This window comes from Pseudomonas anuradhapurensis, from assembly GCF_014269225.2.
In the GTDB taxonomy this organism is placed as follows: Bacteria; Pseudomonadota; Gammaproteobacteria; order Pseudomonadales; family Pseudomonadaceae; genus Aquipseudomonas; species Aquipseudomonas anuradhapurensis.
The window spans coordinates 341,371-365,638 of the sequence record NZ_CP077097.1; the positions used below are offsets into that span (position 1 = coordinate 341,371).

The 24,268-nt window shown below is 64.1% G+C and carries 16 protein-coding genes; 9 read left to right on the plus strand and 7 right to left on the minus strand.

What is annotated here, in order from left to right; genetic code table 11:
• Positions 1–110: 110 nt before the first annotated feature.
• The gene (locus HU763_RS01530; protein WP_186687510.1) at positions 111–998 is read right to left on the minus strand and encodes an acyltransferase; all 888 of its coding nucleotides are present in this window, start codon (positions 996–998) and stop codon (positions 111–113) included.
• A 182-nt stretch (positions 999–1,180) separates the two neighbouring features.
• Between HU763_RS01530 and rloA2 the strand changes: the two genes are divergently transcribed.
• Positions 1,181–1,681 carry a retropepsin-like aspartic peptidase RloA2 gene (gene rloA2, locus HU763_RS01535; protein ID WP_186674980.1) on the plus strand — a complete coding sequence of 167 codons (501 nt, stop codon included), beginning with the start codon at positions 1,181–1,183 and terminating at the stop codon, positions 1,679–1,681.
• Between the two features lie 76 nt (positions 1,682–1,757).
• Here the strand turns inward: rloA2 and HU763_RS01540 are convergent, their stop codons facing one another.
• The 5 genes from HU763_RS01540 to aceE form a co-directional block, all read right to left on the minus strand.
• Positions 1,758–2,381: a glutathione S-transferase gene (locus tag HU763_RS01540; RefSeq protein WP_186687508.1), complete on the minus strand. Its 624-nt coding sequence runs from the start codon at positions 2,379–2,381 to the stop codon at positions 1,758–1,760.
• Positions 2,382–2,383: 2 nt separating this feature from the next.
• Positions 2,384–3,049 carry a peptide-methionine (S)-S-oxide reductase MsrA gene (gene msrA / locus HU763_RS01545; protein ID WP_170027888.1) on the minus strand — a complete coding sequence of 222 codons (666 nt, stop codon included), beginning with the start codon at positions 3,047–3,049 and terminating at the stop codon, positions 2,384–2,386.
• A gap of 165 nt (positions 3,050–3,214) precedes the next feature.
• On the minus strand, positions 3,215–5,905 hold the full coding sequence (locus HU763_RS01550) for a putative bifunctional diguanylate cyclase/phosphodiesterase (protein ID WP_186687506.1): 2,691 nt from the start codon (positions 5,903–5,905) through the stop codon (positions 3,215–3,217).
• 509 nt (positions 5,906–6,414) lie between these two features.
• Positions 6,415–8,058: a dihydrolipoyllysine-residue acetyltransferase gene (aceF, locus tag HU763_RS01555; protein ID WP_186687504.1), complete on the minus strand. Its 1,644-nt coding sequence runs from the start codon at positions 8,056–8,058 to the stop codon at positions 6,415–6,417.
• Between the two features lie 13 nt (positions 8,059–8,071).
• Positions 8,072–10,717 (minus strand): pyruvate dehydrogenase (acetyl-transferring), homodimeric type, encoded by a 2,646-nt coding sequence (gene aceE / locus HU763_RS01560; RefSeq protein WP_170027891.1) that lies wholly within the window; start codon positions 10,715–10,717, stop codon positions 8,072–8,074.
• Between the two features lie 383 nt (positions 10,718–11,100).
• Here aceE and glnE point away from each other — a divergent pair, with 383 nt between their 5' ends.
• The 8 genes from glnE to HU763_RS01600 all read left to right on the plus strand — a co-directional run bounded on the left by glnE (position 11,101) and on the right by HU763_RS01600 (position 21,219).
• A complete protein-coding gene (gene glnE, locus HU763_RS01565; RefSeq protein ID WP_186687502.1) occupies positions 11,101–14,034 on the plus strand; it encodes a bifunctional [glutamate--ammonia ligase]-adenylyl-L-tyrosine phosphorylase/[glutamate--ammonia-ligase] adenylyltransferase in 2,934 nt (977 codons plus the stop codon).
• Between the two features lie 224 nt (positions 14,035–14,258).
• Positions 14,259–15,308, plus strand: a complete 1,050-nt coding sequence (gene waaF, locus HU763_RS01570; RefSeq protein ID WP_186687500.1) for a lipopolysaccharide heptosyltransferase II — start codon at positions 14,259–14,261, stop codon at positions 15,306–15,308.
• On the plus strand, positions 15,309–16,367 hold the full coding sequence (gene waaC, locus HU763_RS01575; protein WP_186687498.1) for a lipopolysaccharide heptosyltransferase I: 1,059 nt from the start codon (positions 15,309–15,311) through the stop codon (positions 16,365–16,367).
• Positions 16,367–17,491 (plus strand): glycosyltransferase family 4 protein, encoded by a 1,125-nt coding sequence (locus HU763_RS01580; RefSeq protein WP_186687496.1) that lies wholly within the window; start codon positions 16,367–16,369, stop codon positions 17,489–17,491. Before waaC ends, HU763_RS01580 begins: the two co-directional genes overlap by 1 nt.
• The gene (gene rfaP, locus HU763_RS01585; RefSeq protein WP_186687493.1) at positions 17,488–18,294 is read left to right on the plus strand and encodes a lipopolysaccharide core heptose(I) kinase RfaP; all 807 of its coding nucleotides are present in this window, start codon (positions 17,488–17,490) and stop codon (positions 18,292–18,294) included. The genes HU763_RS01580 and rfaP overlap by 4 nt, the downstream gene beginning before the upstream one ends.
• Positions 18,294–19,028 (plus strand): lipopolysaccharide kinase InaA family protein, encoded by a 735-nt coding sequence (locus HU763_RS01590; protein WP_186687490.1) that lies wholly within the window; start codon positions 18,294–18,296, stop codon positions 19,026–19,028. Before rfaP ends, HU763_RS01590 begins: the two co-directional genes overlap by 1 nt.
• A complete protein-coding gene (locus HU763_RS01595) occupies positions 19,025–19,777 on the plus strand; it encodes a lipopolysaccharide kinase InaA family protein (RefSeq protein WP_186687487.1) in 753 nt (250 codons plus the stop codon). Before HU763_RS01590 ends, HU763_RS01595 begins: the two co-directional genes overlap by 4 nt.
• The gene (locus HU763_RS01600; RefSeq protein ID WP_170027899.1) at positions 19,777–21,219 is read left to right on the plus strand and encodes a lipopolysaccharide kinase InaA family protein; all 1,443 of its coding nucleotides are present in this window, start codon (positions 19,777–19,779) and stop codon (positions 21,217–21,219) included. Before HU763_RS01595 ends, HU763_RS01600 begins: the two co-directional genes overlap by 1 nt.
• Here HU763_RS01600 and HU763_RS01605 read toward each other — a convergent pair.
• Positions 21,180–24,203, minus strand: coding sequence for a dermonecrotic toxin domain-containing protein (locus HU763_RS01605; RefSeq protein ID WP_186687484.1), 3,024 nt, complete (start codon positions 24,201–24,203; stop codon positions 21,180–21,182). The two genes, HU763_RS01600 and HU763_RS01605, sit on opposite strands and share 40 nt — an antisense overlap.
• Positions 24,204–24,268 lie beyond the last annotated feature (65 nt).

Here is a 24,268-nt window from a genome sequence, read left to right on the forward strand (position 1 = left end):
TCCTGTCGTACCCATGCTGGCGCCAAGGCCGGGTCCCACAGGGCTTTTACAGCATTCAAGCCTGACGCTGTACTTGGGAGCTGGCCTGCCGGTGATGAGGCCAGTACAGGTCAGCCCAGTTCGGCCCGAAGCTGCTCGATCCGCTGGTCCTTTTCTATCCACAACTGGTTTACCCAGGCCTGCACGGTGTGGCGGAATTCAGCATCGTTCTCGTAGTCGCCAGCCCACAGCGCCGGGTCCAGTTCACGCACACGAATGTCGATAATCACCCGGCTGATGCTGCCATTGAGTAAATCCCAGAACCCTGGCGCCGAGTTGCCGGGGTAGACGATGGTCACGTCCAGCAACGCATCCAGTTGCTCGCCCAGCGCTGCCAGCACAAAGGCCACGCCGCCGGCCTTGGGCTTGAGCAGGTGGCGATACGGCGACTGCTGCTCCAGGCGCTTGGCCTCGCTGAAGCGGGTGCCTTCGAGGTAGTTGACCACGGTCACCGGTTGGCGCTTGAACAGCTCGCAGGCCGCCTTGGTGATTTCCAGGTCCTTGCCCTTGAGTTCCGGGTGCTTTTGCAGAAACGCCTTGCTGTAGCGCTTCATGAACGGATAGTCCAGGCCCCACCAGGCCAGGCCGAGCAGCGGCACCCAGATCAGTTCCTTCTTGAGGAAGAACTTGAAGAAGGGTGTGCGGCGATTGAGGCTTTCGATCAGCGCCGGGATGTCGACCCAGGTCTGGTGGTTGCTGACCGCCAGGTAGGAAGTGTCCCTGCGCAGGTTCTCGACACCGCGTATATCCCATTGGGTAGGAATGCACAGGGCGAAAATGGCCTTGTCGATCTCCGACCAGGTTTCAGCCACCCACATTACCGCCCACGACGCATAGTCACGCCCGCGGCCTGGCAGCACCAGCTTGAGCAGGGCGAAGACCAGCAGTGGGCCGATCAGCACCAGGGTGTTGAGCAGCAGCAGGGTGGTGGTGAGGATGCCGGTCAGCAGGCGACGCATAAGGAGACTCTTGTTGTGGGATGAAAACGGTTGGCAATCATAAGCAGGGCCGTGGCCTACGCCAAATTTCCACTGCCCGGCGGTGGGGACAAATGTTTCACATTATGTTGGTTAGGCTTGTGACAGCGAACCTATCCTGCCAGTGCAGTCTAAGCACTGACACTTCTCAAGGAAGCCTGCCTGTGAAATATCTCTTTGCCATGTTGTCGCTGTTGGCCCTGCCAGTAATGGCTGCCGAGCCTACCCTTTACGGTCGTTACGAAAACATTGCCCTGCCCGAACTGGGCGAAACCCTGAAAGCCAAGATGGACACCGGTGCCTTCACCGCGTCGCTGTCGGCCAAGGACATCGAACTGTTCACCCGTGATGGCGACGAGTGGGTGCGCTTCCGCCTGGCGACCAAGGACTCGGACGGCAAGGTGTACGAGCACAAGGTCTCGCGCATCAGCAAGATCAAGGGGCGTGCCGACGAGGAAGAGGAAGGCGACGGGCCGGAAATCTCCAAGCGCCCGGTGGTCGACCTGGAGCTGTGCCTGGGTGACGTGAAACGCACCGTGGAAGTGAACCTGGTGGACCGCAGCAGCTTCAACTACCCGCTGCTGGTGGGTTCCAAGGCGCTGCGCGAATTCAAGGCTGCGGTCAACCCGGCGAAGAAGTTCACCGCTGGCAAGCCTGACTGTTGATGCTGTGCCGGCCTCATCGCGGATGAATCCGCTCCTACAAATTCGTGTAGGAGCGGATTCATCCGCGATTGGTCTGTCAGGCTATCGGGGCTGTAGCGACCATCGACGGCCGCTTGGCCACTTCGGCATACCACGCCGCCAGGCCAGGCTGGCGCTCGCGCCAACCGAACTCGGGTTGACGCAGGTCCAGGTACCCCAGTGCACAAGCCACGCCGATCGCTGCCAGATCGAAGCCGCTGGCCAACTCGGCCAGGTGCTCCTGCTCCAGGTTGGCCAGGCTGCGGCGAATCTTCTCGCCTTGTGCCTGCAGCCAGCCATCCCAGCGTTTGTCTTCCGGCCGCAGGAAGCTCTCGTAGCGGCTCGAAACCGCCGCATCCATGATCGCATCCGCCTGCGAGGCCAGCGTCATGCGCCGCCAGCGTGCCGAACCCTCGCGCGGCAGCAGCGGCAGGCCGACATGCTGCAGATCGAGGTATTCGCAGATCACCCGGCTGTCATGCAGAACCGTGCCGTCGTCCAGGCGCAGGGCGGGGATCTTGCCGATCGGGTTGTCCAGGTTCAGCTGGGGGTCGCCGCTTACCGGGCTGATGTTCACCGGCTGCAACTTGACCCGATCCAGCTGGCCGGTTTCGTGCAACACCACCATCACCTTGCGCACGAAAGGTGACAGCGGCGCGTGGAACAGCGTCATCGTGCTCACGCTCAGTTACCCTGCAGGCTGGGTGGCAGGCACACGCCGGTACCGCCAATACCGCAATAGCCGTCCGGGTTCTTGGCCAGGTATTGCTGGTGGTAGGCCTCGGCGAAGTAGACGGTCGGCGCCTGGGCGATCTCGGTGGTGATTTCGCCGAAACCGGCTTTGCTCAGCTCGGCCTGGTAGGCGTCGCGGCTGGCCTCGGCCTGTTCCAGCTGTTCCGGGCTGGTGCAGTAGATGGCCGAGCGGTACTGGGTGCCGATGTCGTTGCCCTGGCGCATGCCCTGGGTCGGGTTGTGCAGCTCCCAGAACATCGCCAGCAGCTCGCGGTAGCTGACCTTGTCCTTGTCGAACACTACCAGCACCACTTCGGTGTGCCCGGTCAGGCCCGAGCAGACTTCTTCGTAGGTCGGGTGCGGGGTGAAACCGCCGGCGTAGCCGACCACCGTGCTGACCACGCCTTCACGCTGCCAGAAGCGGCGTTCGGCGCCCCAGAAGCAGCCCAGGCCGAAGATGGCGAAGTCGACATTCTGGAAGAACGGGCCGAGCAGCGGTGTGTCTTTGAACACGTAATGGAACTCGGGCAGGCTCATTGGCGTTTCACGGCCAGGCAGGGCCTGTTCCGCAGTAGGCATGACGTTTTTGTTCACCAGGATTTCCGAACGCAGGACCATGGCCGTTCCTCTGTATGTCAGTTGAATAGGTGTTGGGGCTTTCGCGGGCATGCCCGCTCCCACAGGATCACCACAGGGTCTGAATGTTGTGGGGTACCTGTGGGAGCGGGCGTGCCCGCGAAAGGGCCCGAATGGTTTCTATAGTGCCCGAGGTTTACGCCGCTGTCAGGCCAGCGGACCACGCGGATAGCGCTTCAGCCGTTCGGCCAGCTCGCGCCCCGGGATTGGCCGGTCGAACAGGTAACCCTGGCCGACGTCGCAGCGATGCCGGCGCAGGAACGCCAGCTGCTCCGGCGTCTCGATACCTTCGGCCACCACCTTCAGCTTGAGGTTATGGGCCATGGCCACCACCGCCGAGGTAATCTCCATGTCGTCCTGGTTGTCCGGGATTTCGTTGATGAAGCTGCGGTCGATCTTGAGGATGTCGATGGGAAACTTCTTCAGGTAGCTCAGCGACGAATAACCGGTACCAAAGTCGTCCATGGCCAGGGTCAGGCCCAAGGCCTTCAATTCCTCCAGCTGGCGGTGGGTGTCATCGGTGGCTTCCAGCAGCAGGCCTTCGGTCAGTTCCAGCTCGAGCAGATGCGGAGGCAGGGCTTCTTCCTTGAGGATGCTGCTGATCGAGGCCACCAGGTCCGGGTCGGAGAACTGCTTGGGCGACAGGTTGATGGCCACATGCAGGTTACCCATGCCGGCCTCGCGCAGCTGCTGGCTCATGCGGCACGACTGGCGTACCACCCATTTGCCGATGGGGATGATCAGGCCGGTTTCCTCGGCCACGCTGATGAACTGGTCCGGGCGGATCATGCCGCGCTCGGGGTGGTTCCAGCGCAACAGCGCTTCCAGCCCCAGCAGGCGACCACTGCGCAGGCACAGCTTGGGCTGGTAGAACACCTCCAGCTCGTTCTGGGTCAGGGCGCGGCGCAGGTTGTTCTCGACGAACAGCTTGTAGCTGGCTTCGGCATTGAGCACTTCGGTAAATACCTGCACCTGGTGCTTGCCGTTGGCCTTGGCCTTATGCAGGGCCAGGCCGGCGTTCTTCATCAGGCTGGCCGGGTCTGCGCCGTGCAGTGGCGCGTAGGCGAGGCCTACCGAAGCGGTGACGTTGATCAGCTGGTTGTCGACGAACATCGGTTTGTCGAGGGTTCGCAGCAATTGCATGGCGACGGCCTGGCCATCTTCCAGACGCGTGTCGTCGAGCAGCACGGCGAACTCGTTACTGGCGAAGCGCGCCAGGATGCCACCGGCGTGCAGGCTGTTGCGCAGGCGCCGGGCCAGGCTGATCAACAACTTGTCGCCGGTTTGATGGCCCAGGCTGTCGTTGATGCGCTTGAAGTTATCGATGTCCACCAGCAGCAGGCACATGGCGTTTTCGCCATCACGGGCGAAGCACTCGTCCAGGCTGCGGATGAACGCCGGGCGGTTGCCCAGGTTGGTCAGGTTGTCGGTGTAGGCCAGCCGTTCGATGCGCTGCTGGGCCAGCTTGGTCTGGGTGACGTCTTCGTAGATGCCGATGTAGTGGGTCAGCTCACGGTTGTCGCCATACACCTTGGAGATCGACAACTGGCCCCAGTAGGGCTCGAGGTTCTTGCGCCGGCTCCTGAACTCGCCCTGCCAGCTGTTGCCCATGGCCAGGCTCGACGGCGAGTCGAACAACAGTTCGCTCAGGTTCTCCAGGGCGGGCAGCTCACCCAGGTGGCGGCCCTGGACTTCCTCGGTGCTGTACTGGGTGATGGCGGTGAAGCTGGGGTTGACGTACTCCACCACGCCGTCGCGGTTGACCAGCAGGAAGGCACTGGCGCTCTGCTCCACCGCACGCTGGAACAGGTGCAGGGCACTGGCTGCAGTGCGCCGGTTGTGGTTGGTGATGACCTGGGCGAACTGGTCGGCCAACTCGCCGGCAAAGGCGATTTCGTCCGACTGCCAGGCCCGTGGCTGGCCGGTCTGCTCCAGGCACAGCACGCCGACTACCTGGCCATCGACGCGGATGCTGGCATCGAGCATGGCCTTGTTGGCCGGGCGCAGGCTTTGCGCGAGCGCGCGCGTGCGCGGGTCATGGCCGGCGTTGTGGGCGTCGATGGCGCGGCTGGCATGCAGCGCGTCAAGGTAGTCGGGGAAGTGGCTGGCATCGATGGCTTCGGGCTGGCGGTGTTCTTGTGTGTCCCGGTACCAGGCAGTGATCGGCTCCAGCTTGTGGCCGTCCAGGTGCCAGATGCTGGCGCAGTCGACCTTGTAGATTTCACAGGCGCTCTGGGTGATCAGTTGGGCAGCTTCCAGCAGCGAATTGCCGCCGCTGTAGCGCTGGCGCGCCAGGCGCAGGATCAAGTCCTGCTGGCCACGTACCCGTTCCAAGTGTTCGAGTTGTTCCTGCTGCGCACGCTGGTTCAGCTGCAGGGCCAGTTGCAGGCGGTTGTTGCGCGATTCCAGGTCGCTGGAGCCGGCGTCGCCGCTTTCTTCGGGCTGGTCGTCGAGCACACTGAGGTAGCCGTGCAACAGTTGGCGATTGTGCTGCTTGTAGGTTTCCCCTACTTCCAGCAGGCGTAGCGATGCGGTGGGCGTGTGCAAGGTGTAGCGCACGCGATAGTAGCCACGCTGGGCCAGTTGCAACTGGATCTCGTCGTGTAGCCGGTAGCGGACCTCGGGTTCCATCAGGCTGGCGTAAGGGGCGTCGACCAGCGCGCACAGGTCGCTGGCGTGCAGGCCGAACTGGCGTTCGCAAGCCGGGTCGAGGTAGAGCATGGCCCAAGTGGCTTCGTTGAGCCTTTCGAAACGCAGCATGCCGAGCCGCGAGGGCACGGGTAACTGCGTGACGACCTCGGCCGCCACACGGCTGGCGGCATCGGGTTGGCTTTTCATCGAAGACTCGCTTGAAGAGGGAACGCGGCCTTTGGGCGGCGGCAGATCTGGCAAGGTTGCATCATGTCCAGGGGGCTGGCAAGCCGCCATGTGTGATGCTGTGTTCGGGTTATCGGCTTGTGGGCTGGATTCTGTAGTTCGCCTTGATTGTTTCGGCGCCTGTGCGATCGAGCGCCGCCCGCGCGGCGCATCGCGAGCTGCGCTCGCTCCTACGTTTGTTTCGGGCCAATTATTGCTGTGGGATTTGCGCGCGAACGCCTTGGCGCATGACGGGATATCGCGTGGTATGAACCAGGCGGTCGCGCACGCCTGTTACAGGCGTTACTGGCCTGAAACAAACGTAGGAGCGAGCGCAGCTCGCGATGCGCCGCGCGGGCGGCGCTCGATCGCACAGGCGCCAAACGTTTATCGCCAGGCAAAAAAAAGCCCCGCCAATCGACGGGGTTGAGGTACGAGCGTGGCAGCTCGAAAAGTGTACTGCCCCTCGCTGGGAGGGGCAGTGTGCAGCCTTACAGCAGCATGGTGCGGATATCGCCCAGCACGTCGCCCAGGCGCTTGGTGAAGCGCGCGGCGGCGGCGCCGTTGATCACTCGGTGATCGTAGGACAGCGACAGCGGCAGCATCAGCTTCGGCTGGAAGGCCTTGCCGTCCCAGACTGGCTGCATGGTCGCCTTGGAGACGCCCAGGATAGCCACTTCCGGTGCGTTGACGATCGGCGTGAAGCCGGTGCCGCCAATGTGGCCGAGGCTGGAGATGGTGAAGCAGGCGCCCTGCATCTCGTCAGCCGACAGCTTCTTGGTGCGGGCTTTTTCAGCCAGCGCAGCCGCTTCGGCAGCCAGTTGCAGCAGGCTCTTCTGGTCGACGTTCTTGATCACCGGGACCAGCAGGCCGTCCGGCGTGTCCACGGCGAAGCCGATGTGCACGTACTTCTTGCGGATGATGGCCTTGCCGCTTGGCGCCAGCGAGCTGTTGAAGTCCGGCAGTTCCTTGAGCAGGAAGGCGCAGGCCTTGAGCAGCAGTGGCAGCACGGTCAGCTTCACGCCAGCCTTCTCGGCCACGGCCTTCTGCGCCACGCGGAAGGCTTCCAGCTCGGTGATGTCGGCGGAGTCGAACTGGGTGACGTGCGGCACGTTCAGCCAGCTGCGGTGCAGGTTGGCGGCACCGACCTGCATCAGGCGGGTCAGGGCCACTTCTTCCACTTCACCGAACTTGCTGAAGTCCACGGCCGGGATTGGCGGGATGCCGGCGCCGCCGGTCGCGCCGGCGGCTGCCGGGGCTTCCTTGGCCTTCTGCATCATCGCCTTGACGTAGACCTGCACGTCTTCCTTCAGGATGCGGCCGTGCGGACCGGTGGCCGCAACGGCACCCAGGTCGACACCGAATTCACGGGCCAGCTGGCGAACCGCCGGGCCGGCGTGAACCTTGGCGTTGCTGCCGGCAGCCGGTGCGGTAGCGACCGGTGCAGGAGCAGCAGCCGGAGCGGCAGCGGCAGGTGCGGCGCCCGAAGCCGCCTCAGCCTTGGCCGGGGCAGCAGCGGCGGCCGGAGCCGGAGCGGCAGCAGGCGCCGCGCCAGCAACCTTGAGCTTGAAGATCAGGTCGCCAGTGCCGACTTCGTCTTCCAGTTTGCACAGTACTTCTTCGACCACGCCGGCAGCCGGCGACGGGATTTCCATGGAGGCCTTGTCGGACTCCAGGGTGATCAGCGACTGGTCAGCTTCGACGGTGTCGCCGACCTTGACCAGCACTTCGATGATCTTGGCCTTGCCCGACGAACCGATGTCCGGCACGTGGATGTCCTGCACGCTGGCGGCAGCCGGGGCTGCGGCCGGAGCAGGAGCCGGGGCGGCTTCAGCGGCCGGAGCCGGTGCAGCAGCCTGCGCCGGAGCGGCGGCAGGCGCCTCGGGGGCCGCCGCAGCGGCGCCCTCGGCTTCCAGAACCAGCAGCTCGTCGCCTTCTTTCAGGCGGTCGCCCAGCTTGACCTTCAGTTCCTTGATGACGCCGGCTTTCGGCGCCGGGATTTCCATGGAGGCCTTGTCGGACTCCAGGGTCAGCAGGCTCTGGTCAGCCTCGATACGGTCACCGACCTTGACGAACAGCTCGATGATTTCACCTTCACCGCTGCCGATGTCAGGTACGCGAATGAGTTCGCTCACTTAAAAATACTCCTCAGCAGTCCAGTGGGTTGCGCTTGTCCGGGTCGATGCCGAACTTGACGATGGCGTCAGCCACAACCTTGGGTTCGATCTCGCCACGGTCAGCCAGGGCTTCCAGCGCAGCCAGTACCACGAAGTGGCGGTCGACTTCGAAGAAATGACGCAGCTTCTTGCGGCTGTCGCTGCGACCGTAACCGTCGGTACCCAGGACCTTGAACTCTTTGCTCGGCACCCACTGGCGGATCTGCTCGGCGAACAGCTTCATGTAGTCGGTAGAGGCGATGACCGGGCCTTTGCGGCCGCTCAGGCACTGCTCGACGTAGGTCTGCTGTGGCTTCTGGCCAGGCTTCAGGCGGTTGGCGCGTTCCACTGCCAGGCCGTCGCGACGCAGTTCGTTGAAGCTGGTCACGCTCCACACGTCGGCACCGATGTTGAACTCGTCACGCAGGATCTTCGCTGCTTCGCGGACTTCGCGCAGGATGGTGCCGGAGCCCATCAGCTGTACGTGGTGCGCGGCTTCGCGGGTGTCTTCCTCGAGCAGGTACATGCCCTTGATGATGCCTTCCTCGACACCGGCCGGCATGGCTGGCTGCTGGTACGACTCGTTCATCACGGTGATGTAGTAGAAGATGTCCTGTTGCTCTTCGGTCATCTTCTTCATGCCGTCCTGGATGATCACCGCCAGCTCGTAGCCGTAGGTTGGATCGTAGGTGCGGCAGTTCGGGATGGTGCCCGCCATCATGTGGCTGTGACCGTCTTCGTGCTGCAGGCCTTCACCGTTGAGGGTGGTACGGCCGGCGGTACCGCCGATCAGGAAGCCACGGGTACGGCTGTCGCCAGCGGCCCAGGCCAGGTCGCCAATGCGCTGGAAGCCGAACATCGAATAGAAGATGTAGAACGGCAGCATCGGCTGGTTGTGGCAGCTGTACGAGGTACCGGCAGCGATGAACGACGACATGGCGCCGGCTTCGTTGATGCCTTCCTCGAGGATCTGGCCCTTCTTGTCTTCGCGGTAGAACATCACCTGGTCTTTGTCGACCGGCTCGTAGAGCTGGCCAACCGACGAGTAGATGCCCAGCTGGCGGAACATGCCTTCCATACCGAAGGTACGGGCTTCGTCCGGGATGATCGGGACGATGCGCTGGCCGATTTCCTTGTCCTTGACCAGCTGCGCCAGAATACGCACGAAGGCCATGGTGGTGGAGATTTCGCGGTCGCCCGAGCCGTCCAGGATCGCTTTCAGCGTTTCCAGTGGCGGGGTCGGCACGCTGAAGCTCTTGGCGCGGCGCTGTGGCACGAAACCGCCCAGGGCAGCACGGCGCTCGGCCAGGTACTTGGCTTCGGCAGAACCTTCTTCCGGCTTGAAGAACGGCAGGTTCTCCAGGTCGGCATCCTTGACCGGGATGTCGAAGCGGTCACGGAAGTGGCGCAGGCTGTCGACGTCGACCTTCTTGGTGTTGTGCGCGGTGTTCTTGGCTTCGCCGGCACCGGTACCGTAACCCTTGATGGTCTTGGCCAGGATGACGGTAGGCTGGTCCTTGTGGTTGACCGCCTGGTGGTACGCTGCGTAGACCTTGTACGGGTCGTGGCCGCCACGGTTGAGCTTCCAGATTTCGTCGTCGGACAGGTCTTCGACCATGGCCTTGAGCTCTGGGGTGTTGAAGAAGTGCTCACGGACGTACGCACCGTCCTTGGCCTTGTAGTTCTGGTATTCGCCGTCGATGACTTCGTCCATGCGGCGCTGCAGGGCACCGTTGGTGTCCTTGGCGAACAGTGGGTCCCAGAAGCGGCCCCAGACGACCTTGTTGACGTTCCAGCCACCGCCACGGAACACGCCTTCGAGTTCCTGGATGATCTTGCCGTTGCCGCGAACCGGGCCGTCGAGGCGCTGCAGGTTGCAGTTGATGACAAAGATCAGGTTGTCCAGCTTCTCGCGGCCGGCCAGGGCGATCGCGCCCAGGGATTCCGGTTCGTCGCACTCGCCGTCGCCCATGAAGCACCAGACCTTCTGCTTGCCGGCCGGGATGAAGCCGCGCGCTTCCAGGTACTTCATGAAACGTGCCTGGTAGATGGCCTGGATCGGGCCCAGACCCATCGATACGGTCGGGAACTGCCAGAAGTCAGGCATCAGCCAAGGGTGCGGGTACGAAGACAGGCCGTTGCCGTCCACTTCCTGACGGAAGTTGTTCATCTGCTCTTCGCTGATGCGGCCTTCCATGAAGGCGCGGGCGTAGACGCCTGGCGAAGCGTGGCCCTGGAAGAAGATCAGGTCGCCGCCGTGTTCTTCGGTCGGGGCCTGGAAGAAGTAGTTGAAGCCGATGTCGTACAGGGTGGCGCTGGAGGCGAAGCTGGAGATGTGTCCGCCCAGGTCCGAGTCTTTCAGGTTGGTACGCATGACCATGGCCAGGGCGTTCCAACGCACCATCGAGCGAATGCGGCGTTCCATGAACAGGTCGCCAGGCATGCGTGCTTCGTGGGTGACAGGGATGGTGTTGCGGTATGGCGTGGTGATCGCGTATGGCAGCTGGGAGCCACTACGGGTGGCCAGCTCGCCCATACGGGTCATCAGGTAATGAGCGCGGTCTTCGCCTTCTTTGTCGAGGACCGACTCCAGGGCATCCAGCCATTCCTGGGTTTCGATTGGATCGAGGTCTTGCATGGCTTGCTCCAGGGCGGAAAGGCAACCAGAATCGATTGCCTGAGTTTGCGACTGGCCTTATGGGCAGACGTCGTGAATTCTTGGATTACCGGGGTGTCCTCCGGCGCCGTGTAGTTTTACTACATTTGCTTTCGCATTTCATGCTTTTACACGACAGGGGTAGTAGTAAAACTACATTTGTGCGACGTTTCGTCGCATGCTGGCTTGTGAGGAAAAACGTTCATGTTGGTTGGCATTGTGTCGCGAACGGGTAATTCTTGATGGATGTTGCCAATTTTAAAGCTGTTTCAGCTATTTCCAACTTTTGTACGACAGTCCAACCGTGGTCCGGCTTCCCCTTGGCCGCTTTTTCCCCTTCATTTCACGCCGCTCAAGGATAGACCATGCGCCTGCCTTTGCCGTCCGATCTGCCCGCCACCCTGCAACCGCTGGTCGCGCGCAACCAGCAATTCCTTCGCGATGCCGTGGCATATCACCCGGAACTCGACCTGCAGGGCTGGAGCCCGGCGCACCGGCAACAGTTCGACCAGGTAGCCGCTGCCAGCGACTTCGTGCTTGGCCTGGCCCGGCGCGAGCCGGCCATGTTGTTCGGCTTGCTGGCCAGTGGCGAGCTGGACCGGCCGTACGCCATGGGCGAGCTGCGTGGGCACATTGCCGCTGCCGCCCAGGCGGCGCAGAGCGAGGACGAGCTGGCGCGCAACCTGCGCCGCGAGCGCAACCGCCAGCAGTTGCGCATCATCTGGCGCGACATCACCCGCCAGGCCGCGCTGGGTGAAACCTGTCGCGACTTGTCCGACCTGGCCGATGCCGCCATCGATGAGGCCTATCAATGGCTGTACCCGCGCCATTGCCAGCAGTTCGGCACGCCGATCGGCAACCGCAGTGGCCAACCGCAGCAGATGGTGGTGCTGGGCATGGGCAAGCTGGGTGCGGTGGAGCTGAACCTGTCATCGGACATCGACCTGATCTTCGCCTTCCCCGAAGGCGGCGAAACCGAAGGGGTGAAGCGCTCGCTGGATAACCAGGAGTTCTTCACCCGCCTGGGCCAGCGCCTGATCAAGGCCCTGGACCCGGTCACCGTGGACGGCTTCGTATTCCGCGTCGACATGCGCCTGCGCCCGTACGGCTCGGCCGGCGCGCTGGTGCTCAGCTTCAATGCGCTGGAGCAGTATTACCAGGACCAGGGCCGCGACTGGGAACGCTACGCAATGATCAAGGCGCGTGTGGTGGCCGGTGACCAGGCCGCCGGCGCGCAGCTGCAGGAGATGCTGCGGCCGTTCGTGTATCGCCGCTACCTGGACTTCTCCGCGATCGAAGCACTGCGCACCATGAAGCAGCTGATCCAGCAGGAAGTGCGGCGCAAGGGCATGGCCGAGAACATCAAGCTGGGTGCTGGCGGCATTCGCGAGGTGGAATTCATCGCCCAGGCCTTCCAGCTGATCCATGGTGGGCGCGACCTCAGCCTGCAGCAGCGGCCATTGCTGAAAGTGCTGGCCACCCTCGAAGGCCAGGGCTACCTGCCACCGGCGGTGGTCACCGAGCTGCGCGAGGGCTACGAGTTCCTGCGTTATACCGAGCACGCCATCCAGGCCATCGCCGACCGCCAGACGCAGATGCTGCCGGACAGCGAGCTTGACCAGGCACGGGTGGCCTACATGCTCGGTTTTGCCGACTGGCAGAGCTTCCAGGACCAACTGGTGTACTGGCGCGGCCGTATCGACTGGCATTTCCGCCAGGTGATTGCCGACCCGGATGACGAAGACGGCGAAGGCGAGCTGGTGGTAGGCGGTGAGTGGTCGCCGCTGTGGGAGCAGGCGCAGGATGAAGAGGCTGCCGGCCGCCAGCTGGAAGAGGCCGGTTTCAAGCAGCCCGCCGACGCCCTGCGGCGCCTGGCTGCGCTGCGTTCGAGCCCGCAACTGCGTTCGATGCAGCGCATTGGCCGTGAGCGCCTGGATGCCTTTATCCCACGGTTGCTGGCCCAGACGGTCGAACATGCCGACCCCGACCTGGTGCTGGAGCGCGTGCTGCCACTGGTCGAAGCCGTGGCGCGGCGTTCGGCCTACCTGGTGCTGCTGACCGAAAACCCCGGCGCCCTGGGCCGCCTTTTGACCCTTTGCGCCGCCAGCCCGTGGATCGCCGAGCAGATTGCCCGTTACCCGCTGCTGCTCGACGAACTGCTCAACGAAGGCCGCCTGTACAGCCCACCGCTGGCGCCGGAACTTGCCAGCGAGCTGCGCGAGCGCCTGACGCGCATCCCCGAGGACGACCTGGAGCAGCAAATGGAGGCGCTGCGCCATTTCAAGCTGGCCCACAGCCTGCGCGTGGCGGCCTCGGAAATCAGCGGCAACCTGCCCTTGATGAAAGTCAGCGACTACCTGACCTGGCTGGCCGAAGCCATCCTCGACCAGGTGCTGGCCCTGGCCTGGCACCAGACCGTGGCCCGTCATGGCCAGCCCAGGCGCAGTGACGGCAGCCTGTGCGACCCGGGCTTCATCATCATTGGCTACGGCAAGGTCGGCGGCCTGGAACTCGGCCACGGCTCGGACCTGGACCTGGTGTTCATCCACGATGGCGACCCGCAGGCAGAAACTGACGGCGCCAAGCCGATCGACGGTGCGCAGTTCTTCACCCGGCTGGGCCAGCGCATCATTCACCTGCTGGCCACCCAGACCAACTCCGGCCAGCTGTATGACGTCGACATGCGCCTGCGCCCGTCCGGGGCCGCCGGGCTGCTGGTCAGCTCGCTGGGCGCGTTCGAGCGCTACCAGCAGAACGAAGCCTGGACCTGGGAGCACCAGGCCCTGGTGCGGGCCCGTGTACTGGTGGGCTGCAAGCAGGTCGGGGCAGCGTTCGAAGGCGTGCGCGCCAAGGTGCTGGGCAAGGCCCGCGACCTGCAGAAACTGCGCAGCGAAGTGAGCGAAATGCGCGCCAAGATGCGCGACAACCTCGGCACCAAGGCCACCGCTGCCGGCACCGCGGCCAACGCCTTCGAGCCTGGTGTGCCGTTCGATATCAAGCAGGATGCCGGCGGTATCGTCGATATCGAATTTATGGTGCAATACGCCGCCTTGGCCTGGTCGCATGACCATCCGGCCTTGCTGCGATGGACCGATAACATCCGCATTCTGGAAGAGCTGGAGCAGGCAGGGTTGATGCCGGCCAGTGACGCGGTGCTGTTGCGTGAAGTGTACAAGGCGTTCCGCTCTGCCTCACACCGCCAGGCCCTGCAGAAGCAGGCCGGGGTGATCGATGCGGCGCAATTTGCCGATGAGCGCCGCGAAGTGCGGCGGATCTGGGGTGAACTGGGTTTGACTTGAGCGTTTTGCGGCCGCTTTGCGGCCCATCGCGACGCAAGGCCGCTCCTACAGGAGATCGCATTCCTGTGTAGGAGCGGCCTTGCGTCGCGATGGGCTGCAAAGCAGCCCCAAAGGCCCATGCCTCACCACCAGTGGTACACTGTCGGCCACATAGCCTGAATATAAAGAGGGGAGGCCAGGCTGTACTGCAGCCTGTTGCCTCCCCGAGTGTTTCTGGACCAAGCATGAGAATACTGATCATTGGCCCCAGCTGGGTCGGCGACATGGTGATGGCGCAGACCCTGTTCCAGTGCCTGAAACAGCAGCACCCCGACTGCGTGATCGATGTGCTCGCTCCCGAGTGGAGCCGGCCGATCCTCGAACGCATGCCCGAGGTCCGTCAGGCCTTGAGCTTCCCGCTCGGCCACGGTGCCCTGGAGCTGGCAACGCGGCGGCGCATCGGCAAGTCGCTGGCCGGCCAGTACGACCAGGCCATCCTGCTGCCCAATTCGCTGAAGTCGGCATTGGTGCCGTTTTTCGCCGGTATTCCCAAACGTACCGGCTGGCGTGGCGAAATGCGCTTCGGCCTGCTCAACGACGTGCGCAAGCTGGACAAGGCCCGCTACCCGCTGATGATCGAGCGCTTCATGGCCCTGGCCTACGCGCCTGGCGCCGAGTTGCCGCAACCGTATCCGCGCCCCAGCCTGCAGATCGAAGCGCAAAGCCGCGACGCCGCCCTGGCCAAGTTCGGCCTGGAGCTGGACCGCCCGGTGTTGGCGCTGTGCCCCGGTGCCGAGTTCGGCGAGGCCAAGCGCTGGCCGGCCGAGCACTATGCCAGCGTGGCTGATGCAATGATCCGCCAAGGCTGGCAGGTGTGGCTGTTCGGCTCGAAGAACGATCATCCGGTCGGTGAGCAGATCCGCGACCGGCTGATCCCGGGACTGCGTGAGGAGTCGTCCAACCTGGCCGGGGAAACTTCGCTGGCCGAGGCCATCGACCTGATGTCCTGCGCCGACGCCGTGGTCTCCAACGACTCTGGCCTGATGCACGTGGCTGCGGCGCTGAACCGCCCGCTGGTGGCGGTGTACGGCTCGACCTCGCCGGGCTTTACCCCGCCGCTGGCCGAGCACGTGGAAGTGGTGCGCACCGGTATCGAATGCAGCCCGTGTTTCGACCGTACCTGCCGCTTCGGCCACTACAACTGCCTGCGCCTGCTGGAACCGGGCAAAGTCATCGCCGCCCTGCACAGCCTGAGCGGGCCGGAGCTGATCGATACCGTGGCCGAGGTCGACTAAGTGCGGGTACTGATCATCAAGACCTCGTCGCTGGGTGATGTGATTCACACCCTGCCGGCGCTTACCGATGCCGCCCAAGCCATTTCGGGGATCCGCTTCGACTGGGTGGTGGAAGAAGGCTTCGCCGAAATCCCCAGCTGGCACCCGGCGGTCGACCAGGTCATCCCGGTGGCCATCCGCCGCTGGCGCAAGAACCTTTGGCAAACCATCAAGAGTGGCGAGTGGAAAGCGTTCAAGCAGCGCGTGCGCGAGCGCCAGTACGACCTGGTGATCGACGCCCAGGGCCTGGTCAAGTCGGCCTGGCTGACCCGCTACGTGAAGGCGCCGGTCGCCGGCCTGGATCGCTATTCGGCCCGCGAGGGCTGGGCCAGCCGCTTTTATGATCGACGCCTGTCGGTTGCCGTCGGCCAGCATGCGGTGGAGCGGGTACGCCAGCTGTTCGCCATGGCCCTGGCGTATGACCTGCCGGAGGGCATTGGCAACTACGGCCTCGACCTCGACCGCTTGCAGCTACCGCCGGCGGCCCCGTACGTGGTGTTCCTGCATGGCACCACCTGGGCGACCAAGCACTGGCCCGAAGCCTACTGGCGCGAACTGGCCGAACGCATGGGCCGGCGCAAGCTGGAAGTGCGCCTGCCGTGGGGCAACCCGGCCGAGAAGGCGCGGGCGGAGCGCATTGCCCAGGGCTTGAACAATTGCCAGGTGCTCCCCAAATTGAACTTGGCTGGCGTCGCCCGCGTACTGGCGGCGGCGAAGGCCTGTGTGGCCGTCGATACTGGCCTTGGCCACCTGGCGGCGGCACTCGATGTACCCACCATTTCGCTGTTCGGCCCAACCAACCCGGGGCTGACCGGCGCCTACGGACGGACCCAGATTCACCAGGCCAGTGACTGGCCATGCGCTCCCTGCCTGCAGAAGAAGTGCACTTACAAACCGAGCGCCGATGATCTGCGCCGGTACGATCTGAAACGCGAGTGGCCACTGTGCTTCACTCGCCTGAATCCCGAGCATGTGGCGAGCCGCTTGAGCGCGCTGCTGCTGGCTGAGGATGTCCGTTGATGCAACTGGCTTTCGTGCTGTACAAATATTTCCCCTTCGGCGGGCTGCAGCGCGACTTCATGCGCATTGCCCTAGAGTGCCAGAAGCGGGGCCACCAGATCCGTGTGTACACGCTGATCTGGGAGGGTGACATTCCGCCGGGCTTCGAAGTGCTGGTGGCGCCGGTCAAGGCAATCTTCAACCACCGCCGCAACGAGAAGCTCAGCGCCTGGATGGCTGCCGACCTGGCCAAGCGCCCGGTCGATCGCCTGATCGGCTTCAACAAGATGCCGGGGCTGGACGTGTACTACGCCGCCGACGGCTGCTTCGAGGACAAGGCGCAGACCCTGCGTGGCGGCCTGTACCGTCGCTGGGGCCGCTACCGGCACTTTGCCGAGTACGAGCGCGCGGTGTTCGCCAAGGACGCGCATACCGAAGTACTGATGATTTCCGAAGTGCAGCAGCCGCTGTTCATCAAGCACTATGGCACCCCGGTGAAACGCTTCCACCTGCTGCCGCCAGGCATTTCCCAGGACCGCCGCGCACCGGCCAACGCTGCCGAGATCCGCGCCGAATTCCGCAAGGAGTTCAACCTCGGCGATGACGACCTGTTGCTGGTGCAGATCGGCTCTGGCTTCAAGACCAAGGGCGTGGACCGTAGCCTCAAGGCCCTGGCGGCACTGCCCTCGGCCCTGCGCAAGCGGACCAGGCTGATGGTGATCGGCCAGGACGACCCCAAGGTGTTCCAGCTGCAAAGCGCTACCCTGGGCCTGGGCGAGCAGGTGCAGTTCCTCAAGGGGCGCAGCGATATTCCGCGCTTCCTGCTGGGTGCCGACCTGCTGATCCACCCGGCGTACAACGAGAACACCGGCACGGTGCTGCTCGAAGCGCTGGTGGCCGGCCTGCCGGTGCTGGTGTCCAAGGTGTGTGGCTACGCCCACTACATCGCCGAGGCCGACAGCGGCCTGGTGCTGGACGAGCCGTTCGAGCAGGAGCAGCTCAATACCTACCTGCAGCGCATGCTTGAAGACCAGCCGGCCCGTGCCAGCTGGGCACGCAACGGCCTGGCGTTTGCTGAAACCGCCGACCTGTACAGCATGCCGCAGCATGCCGCCGACGTGATCCTGGGGCAGGAGTCCGCATGAAGCTGATACTGGCCGAGCCGTTCAAGCGCCTGTGGGCCGGGCGCGATGCCTTCGATGCGGTGGAAGCGCTGCAAGGCGAGGTCTACCGCGAGCTGGAAGGGCGCCGCACGCTGCGCACCGAGGTCGCTGGCGCTGGCTTTTTCGTCAAGATCCACCGCGGCATCGGCTGGGGCGAGATCTTCAAGAACCTGTTTACCGCCAAGCTGCCGGTGCTCGGTGCCGGCCAGGAATGGCAGGCGATCCAGCGCTTGCACCAGGCTGGCGTGCCGACCATGACCGCGGTGGCCTATGGCGAGCGTGGCAGCAACCCGGCCGCGCAGCACTCGTTCATCATTACCGAAGAGCTGGCGCCGACCATCAGCCTGGAAGACTTCAGCATCGACTGGCTCAGGCAACCGCCCGAGCCACGCCTGAAGCGCGCACTCATCGCCGAGGTGGCCAGGATGACCGGCGGCATGCACCGCGCCGGGGTCAACCACCGCGACTGCTACATCTGCCACTTCCTGCTGCACACCGACCGCCCGGTGACGGCGGATGACTTCAAATTGTCGGTTATCGACCTGCACCGCGCGCAGACCCGGGCGAAAATCAGCCGCCGCTGGCGCGACAAGGACCTGGCCGCGCTGTATTTCTCGGCGCTGGACATCGGCCTCACCCAGCGCGACAAGCTGCGCTTCCTGCGTGGGTATTTCCAACGCCCGCTGCGGCAGGTCCTCAAGGACGAGGCCGCATTGCTTGGCTGGCTGGAGCGCAAGGCGCAGAAACTCTACGACCGCAAGCAACGCTATGGGGATGCACTCTGATGTCGGGTTGGACACTGGCGCCGGGCTACGAACACCTGGCGGCGGACTTCGGCAGCCTCGAAGCGGTATTCGCCCTGCAAGGCGAACGCCTGACCCGCGACCCGCTCAGCGAAGTGGTGCGCATCACGCGTGACGGGGTCAATTACTACGTCAAGCGCTATACCGGAGCCGGCAAGCATATGCGCCGTTACCTGGGCCGGCCGCGGATCAAGGCTGAATGGCAAAACCTGAAGCTGTTCGCCAAGTGGGGCATCCCCACCGCCGAAGTGGTGGCCTGGGGCCTGGAGCGTAATGGCCTGGCCTTTGCCCGGGGCGCGATGATCACCCGCGAACTGCCGCGTACCGAAGACCTGTCGGCGTTGGCCGAGCGCAACGATGCGCGCCTGGCCGACCGTGCCTGGGTCGGGCATGTGAGCAGCCAGCTGGCGCGCCACACCCGGGTCATGCACAAGCATCACTTCGCCCATAACGACCTGAAATGGCGCAACCTGCTGGTCGATGACCAGGGCACGCTATTCTTCATCGATTGCCCCACCGGCGACTTCTGGCGCGGCTTCATGTGGCGGCACCGGATGATCAAGGACCTGGCGTGCCTGGACAAAGTGGCCAAGTACCAGCTGTCGGCAACCCAGCGCCTGCGGTTCTACCTGCAATACCGTGGCCGCGACCGGCTGAATGAGCGCGACAAGAAGCGCATTCGCCAGGTAGTGGGCTTTTTCGAGGGAAGGGAATGACCGATTACCTGGCCAGCGCGGACCTCGCGCTGCTCAAACGCCATGGCCTGGATGACTTCGAGGCGCTGTGGGCACTGCAGCTGGATGCCGTCGACGAGCCGAATACCGGCCGTGGCGGCTGGAGCAGCGTGTTTCGCCTGGAGCTCGAAGGCAAGGGCTACTACCTCAAGCGCCAGAGCGACTACCTGACCCGTACCCTGCACCGGCCGTTCGGCGAGCCAACCTTCGCCCGTGAATTTCGCAATATCAGCCGCTACCAGAAGCTGCGCATTCCGGCCTTGCAGGCGGTGTTCTATGGCGAGCGCAAGCAAGCCGGCCAGCACCGGGCCATCCTGATGACACGCGCCCTGGACGAATGGGCCGACCTCGACAGCCTGCTGGCGCGCTGGGCACAACTGGGCGATGGCGATCGCAATGGCATCCTGCAGGCCTGCGGCCAACTGGCGCGTACCCTGCACAGCGCCGGGCAGGTGCACGGTTGCTTCTACCCCAAGCACATCTTCCTGCGCCAGCGCCGTGAAGGCTGGGACGCGCAACTGATCGACCTGGAAAAGACCCGACCCCTGCTGTTCGGCATGCGTGACCGTCTCAAGGACCTGGAGCCGCTGCTGCGCCGTGCCCCGGCCTGGAGCGAGCACGATGTCCGTACCTTGCTGGCCAGTTACCTGGCGCAGCCGGCCGATGGCACGCTGGTCGATACCTGGCTGCAACGCCTGACGCAACGCCGTCGTGAAAAAGAGGCCCGCTGATGCGTTTGTCCGAATTGAAAGAAGCCGGGCGCAACCCGTCGCTGCCCCTGAGCATTACCCTGGCCGACGCCGCCGGCAGCGCTGACTTGCAACTGCTCAGCCTGTTGCGCGTGCTGCCGGGCCAGCGCTATGTGGGCGCCGGGGTATGGCGCGGCACCCCGGTGCTGGCCAAACTGCTGGTCGGTAGCAACGCTGCGCGGCATTTCCAGCGCGAACTGCAGGGCGTGAAGCTGCTCGCCGAGCAAGGCCTGACCACGCCGAAGCTGCTGGCCGATGGCCTCAAGGAAGGCGAGGGCGGCTGGTTGCTGTTCGAGTTTCTCGACGGCGCCGAAAGCCTGGCCGATGCCTGGGCGGCCGTGCAAGACCTGCCGGTGCTGGCCGACGAGCAGCACCTGGTGCTGGGCGAGGCGCTCACTGCGGTGGCGCACATGCATGCCCAGGGCCTCTGGCAGGAGGACCTGCACCTGGACAACCTGTTGCGCCACGGCGGCAAGCTGTACCTGATCGACGGCGCCGGTATCAAGGCCGAAACGCCCGGCCAGCAACTGTCGCGCCCGCGTGTGCTGGAAAACCTCGGGGTGTTCTTCGCCCAGTTGCCCAAGCGCCTGGAGCCGTTCATCGAAGAGCTGCTGGTGCACTACCTGCTGGCCAACGCCGAGCACGCGTTGCCGCTCGAGGCGCTGCAGAAGCAAGTGGACAAGGTGCGCAGCTGGCGGCAGAAGGACTACCTGGAAAAGGCCGGTCGCGAATGCAGCCTGTTCAGCGTCCAGCGCAGCCTGTCAGGCCTGCGCGCGATCCGCCGTGACGAGGTCGAGGCCCTGTTGCCGGTACTGGAGCAGGCCGACCAGTTGCTCGACCAGGGCCACCTGTACAAGACCGGTGGCGCCGCCAGCGTGGCGCGCATCGAGGTGAAGGGGCGCCAGCTGGTGCTCAAGCGTTACAACATCAAGAACACCGCGCACTGGTTCAAACGCTTCTGGCGCCCGAGCCGGGCCTGGCATTCATGGATCGAAGGGCACCGCCTGGAGTTCCTCGATATCGCCACGCCGCGCCCGCTGGCAGTGCTGGAGCAGCGCGTGCTTGGCTTGCGCAGCCGCGCCTACCTGGTCACCGAGTACATCGATGGCCCGGACCTGGCTGCCTGTTTCGCGCCTTATGTGGAAAATGGCGACGCCCCTGAAGAGCAGGTGGATGCCTTGGTCCAGGTCATGCAGCAGCTGATTCGGGAACGCATCAGCCATGGCGACTTCAAGGGCCACAACCTGTTCTGGGACAACGGCCGCTGGTCGCTGATCGACCTTGATGCAATGTGCCAGCATGCCACCCAGCTCAGCTTCGCCCCGGCCTACGCCCGTGACCGGGCGCGGTTGTTGCGCAATTGGCCGAGCGGCAGTGCCTTGCATCAGCGCCTGGACCGGCTGCTGCCCAAGCTGGCCGAATAATCCTGCGGTAACGCCAGCCAGTCGCTGCCACGCCCGACCTGGCGCACCCGGATGCGCCATTCGCCGTCCTGATGACGCAGCACCGCCCAGGCAGGTACTGCGCCAGACAAGGCATCGGGGAAAATCAGGTGATAATGCCCGGCCAGCAGATGGCGCCGCACCGGCAGCTGCTGGTTGTGCAGCTGCAGGTAGTACCTGCCGTTGTCGTTGAACAGGTTGTTGTCCGTGCCATCCGCAGCGCCCTCAAGCAGTGTTTTCAGCCGGCACTGCTCGAGCAGGTGCGGGATGTCTGGCAAGCCGTCGTGCCAGAGCAGCGGAGAATCAACGACCCAGTTGCCATCCTGGTTACGCCTGATCGGCAGCTTCAGGTAGGCGTAAGGCTGGTCGGGGTCGGTGGCGCGCCAGCGCGCGCCGTCAAAACTGACATTGAAGTAACGGCCCAGGTTATCCCGTACGAAGTATTGGCTCAGCCCCGGGGAACTCGACGGTTGTTCATACACAGCCTCGCCATGCGCCGAATCGATCCGATAGCGCAGCCGGGCAGCGACTGGCGCTGTTTCGTAATGACCTGGCAGCGGCACCGGTGGTGGTTTGGGCAGCCCTCGCAAGGCGCGGCGCATCAGGCTGGAGCCTGCCATTTCGTTCAGCCCGGCGGTGGCATGGCCAAGGGCCGCGACAGCATGGTGCAAGGCGCTTGCATGGTCGTCCTGCTCGTAGGCCTCGAAGCCGTCCCATATGGAGATCGCCATGCGGCCGAATGCCAGGGCGATCAATGCCCGTTGCGGCAGTATGAACGTGACCATGTCCAGCACCAGCCTGAGCACGTTGACCGAGAATTCGCCCAGCAGTTCTTCATTGCTGCGGGTGACGGTATCGGTGTGGGCCATCAGGCTTTGCACCTCGGCGCGGTACAGCGCCTGATACAGGTTGCCGGTAATGGCATCGCGAGTGATCAACGCGCCCAGCCGGCCTTTCTGCAACCGCTCCTTGAGTTTTTTCCCGCTGGCCCGTGGCAGGCGCTGGACCAGGTAGTCTTGCAATGCCGGGTCACTGCGCATGGCCCGGATCAGCGCCTTGGTATCACTGTATTCGCGCCAGTAGCGCCGGTCCGGAACGTCGGGGCAGTAGACGACGATACGTTTCGAGTGCTCTGGCGAAACCAGCAGCAATACCCCCATCAGCGTGTCGCCCTGCACCAGCAGCTGCTGGACTGTCACACGCTGCTCATTGAAATAGGGGCGGGCGTGGCTGTCTGGGGCGCTGATGACCGTGCGGGCCCAACCGTAGCCCTGTTCGAGTGTGTCGGGGAGAAAATGGCCGACATAGCGTGCTTTCACTGCTTCGGCATTCATCCGTGCGCGGCTGATCTGCGCATGGGCTGTCTGGCGCCAACGGCCTTCGGGCGAGTCAAGCAGCTGGGTGCGCAGGTAAGCCTGATAGCCACTGCCCGCGTTCAGGCGTCTCACGATCTGTTTAACCCGCAGGGGTGTCAGCGCCGGCAGCGCTTCACCGTGCAGGTGGACATGCGCGGTAAGCCAGTAGTCCACGTCGAACCAGGCGATGTTCAGCAAGGCCAGCTCATCCAGCCGGTAGGTATGCCTGACCAACTCGATGGTGTCGCCTGCCTGGCGCCGGCTGGCTACCGGAACGTAGCCCGTGGTACTTCCCAGGGGTAGCGGGTTGATGATCGGCCCGACCTGTCGAGCCAGGGTGACACTGATGGTAATGTCACGCGGGTCGCAGTCCAGGCCCGGTTCGCGTTGCAGGTATTCACGCAGGCGCAGGTTGACCCAGTTCAGCAGGGAATGCCTGTGGTTGAACTGTTCCAGGCTGAGGATGCCGGGAGCGCTGGCCGCTTCGATGGCCACGACCAGTTCCTGCAGGGTCTGCATGATGTGGGCGACGCCCTGCTGCGAAGTGGCGCGTAACCAGTTGGGTAGATGCTTTTCGAGTAGCAGGCCGTAGCGGTTGGCCAGCGGGCCGCGGCTACTGACGGAGCGCCGTATGTCGAGCGCCGCAGCCAGGGCCAGATCCAGCTGCTCGATATCGCGCTGTTTGCCGAGCTTCCAGGCCTGTTGCCAGCTGTAGCTCAGTTGCCTGGCCTGGGCATCGCGCAGGGTCGAGGCGAGGTAGTCGGCCAGGTCTTCTGTATACCAGTCGTAGCGCAGGCGCTCTGAACGACGGGCGTTTTGCTGGTTGTCGGGGTCGATCATCAGTTGCAGCAAGTGTTCGCTCTGCTGCGGGTCTTCCAGGCGCTCGCATACCTCCGTGTGCAGGTCGGCCAGGTTGTCGAAGGCCTCGATGCCGTGTGCGGCACTGCACAGCAGTACCCGGCCAACCGGCTCAAGATGATCGAGCATTCGCCCTTCGGCGCCGTGTTCGGTGAGCACCAGGAAACCTGGTACATGGCTGCGCCAGTTGGGCGCCGTACTGTCGAGCAACAGGCGATAGGCCTGGGGACGCGCGGCGGTCGGCAAGTGGCGACGTTGCCAGGGCTGCGGCAGTTCCAGGTAGGTTCTCAATAGGTGTACATGCGCCGCTGACAGGGTCTGGTCGGTGGTGCGCAGGCGGATCTCCGCATCCAGTTGCTCGCGGTACAGCACGGCAAGGCGCACGGTGCGGGTCAGGCCTTTGTTGTCCGGCTCCAGCCAGTACGCTGCCAGGCGGGCATGTAGCGTCTGACGAATGGTTTTGCAAAAGCCGTCGATATGGCCGCTGAAATCCAGTGGCAGGTTGAGCGCCGGGTAGTCGGCATGCCTGATCGGGCTGCCTGCGGGCAGGCGGAAGGTACCGCCATCGAACAGATGGAAACCCACCAGCTGCAACAGTGGCTGGGCCCCGAAGTACAGCGTGCGGGCGTTGATGGAAAGGCCTGGGAATAGTCGCGCGAGCGTCAGGTCCAGGTGGTGCTCGACCCCCTCGATGGGTGGGAGCAGTGCATCAAGCTGGTTGTCCAGGGTCTGGAAAAGGGGGGGGATCGGCATGGTCCGTCTCCTGTAGTGAGGGCGGACCATGCTGCGCCAAGGCGCCAGGGCTGCTGTGTTAGCGG

Coding starts and splice junctions, on each gene's coding strand:
- HU763_RS01590 (WP_186687490.1), top strand. CDS start 18,294: ATGTCGGGTTGGACACTGGCGCCGGGCTACGAACACCTGGCGGCGGAC.
- HU763_RS01600 (WP_170027899.1), top strand. CDS start 19,777: ATGCGTTTGTCCGAATTGAAAGAAGCCGGGCGCAACCCGTCGCTGCCC.
- HU763_RS01595 (WP_186687487.1), top strand. CDS start 19,025: ATGACCGATTACCTGGCCAGCGCGGACCTCGCGCTGCTCAAACGCCAT.
- HU763_RS01580 (WP_186687496.1), top strand. CDS start 16,367: ATGCAACTGGCTTTCGTGCTGTACAAATATTTCCCCTTCGGCGGGCTG.
- HU763_RS01605 (WP_186687484.1), bottom strand. CDS start 24,203: ATGCCGATCCCCCCCCTTTTCCAGACCCTGGACAACCAGCTTGATGCA.
- HU763_RS01530 (WP_186687510.1), bottom strand. CDS start 998: ATGCGTCGCCTGCTGACCGGCATCCTCACCACCACCCTGCTGCTGCTC.
- msrA (WP_170027888.1), bottom strand. CDS start 3,049: ATGGTCCTGCGTTCGGAAATCCTGGTGAACAAAAACGTCATGCCTACT.
- glnE (WP_186687502.1), top strand. CDS start 11,101: ATGCGCCTGCCTTTGCCGTCCGATCTGCCCGCCACCCTGCAACCGCTG.
- waaF (WP_186687500.1), top strand. CDS start 14,259: ATGAGAATACTGATCATTGGCCCCAGCTGGGTCGGCGACATGGTGATG.
- aceE (WP_170027891.1), bottom strand. CDS start 10,717: ATGCAAGACCTCGATCCAATCGAAACCCAGGAATGGCTGGATGCCCTG.
- HU763_RS01550 (WP_186687506.1), bottom strand. CDS start 5,905: ATGAAAAGCCAACCCGATGCCGCCAGCCGTGTGGCGGCCGAGGTCGTC.
- rfaP (WP_186687493.1), top strand. CDS start 17,488: ATGAAGCTGATACTGGCCGAGCCGTTCAAGCGCCTGTGGGCCGGGCGC.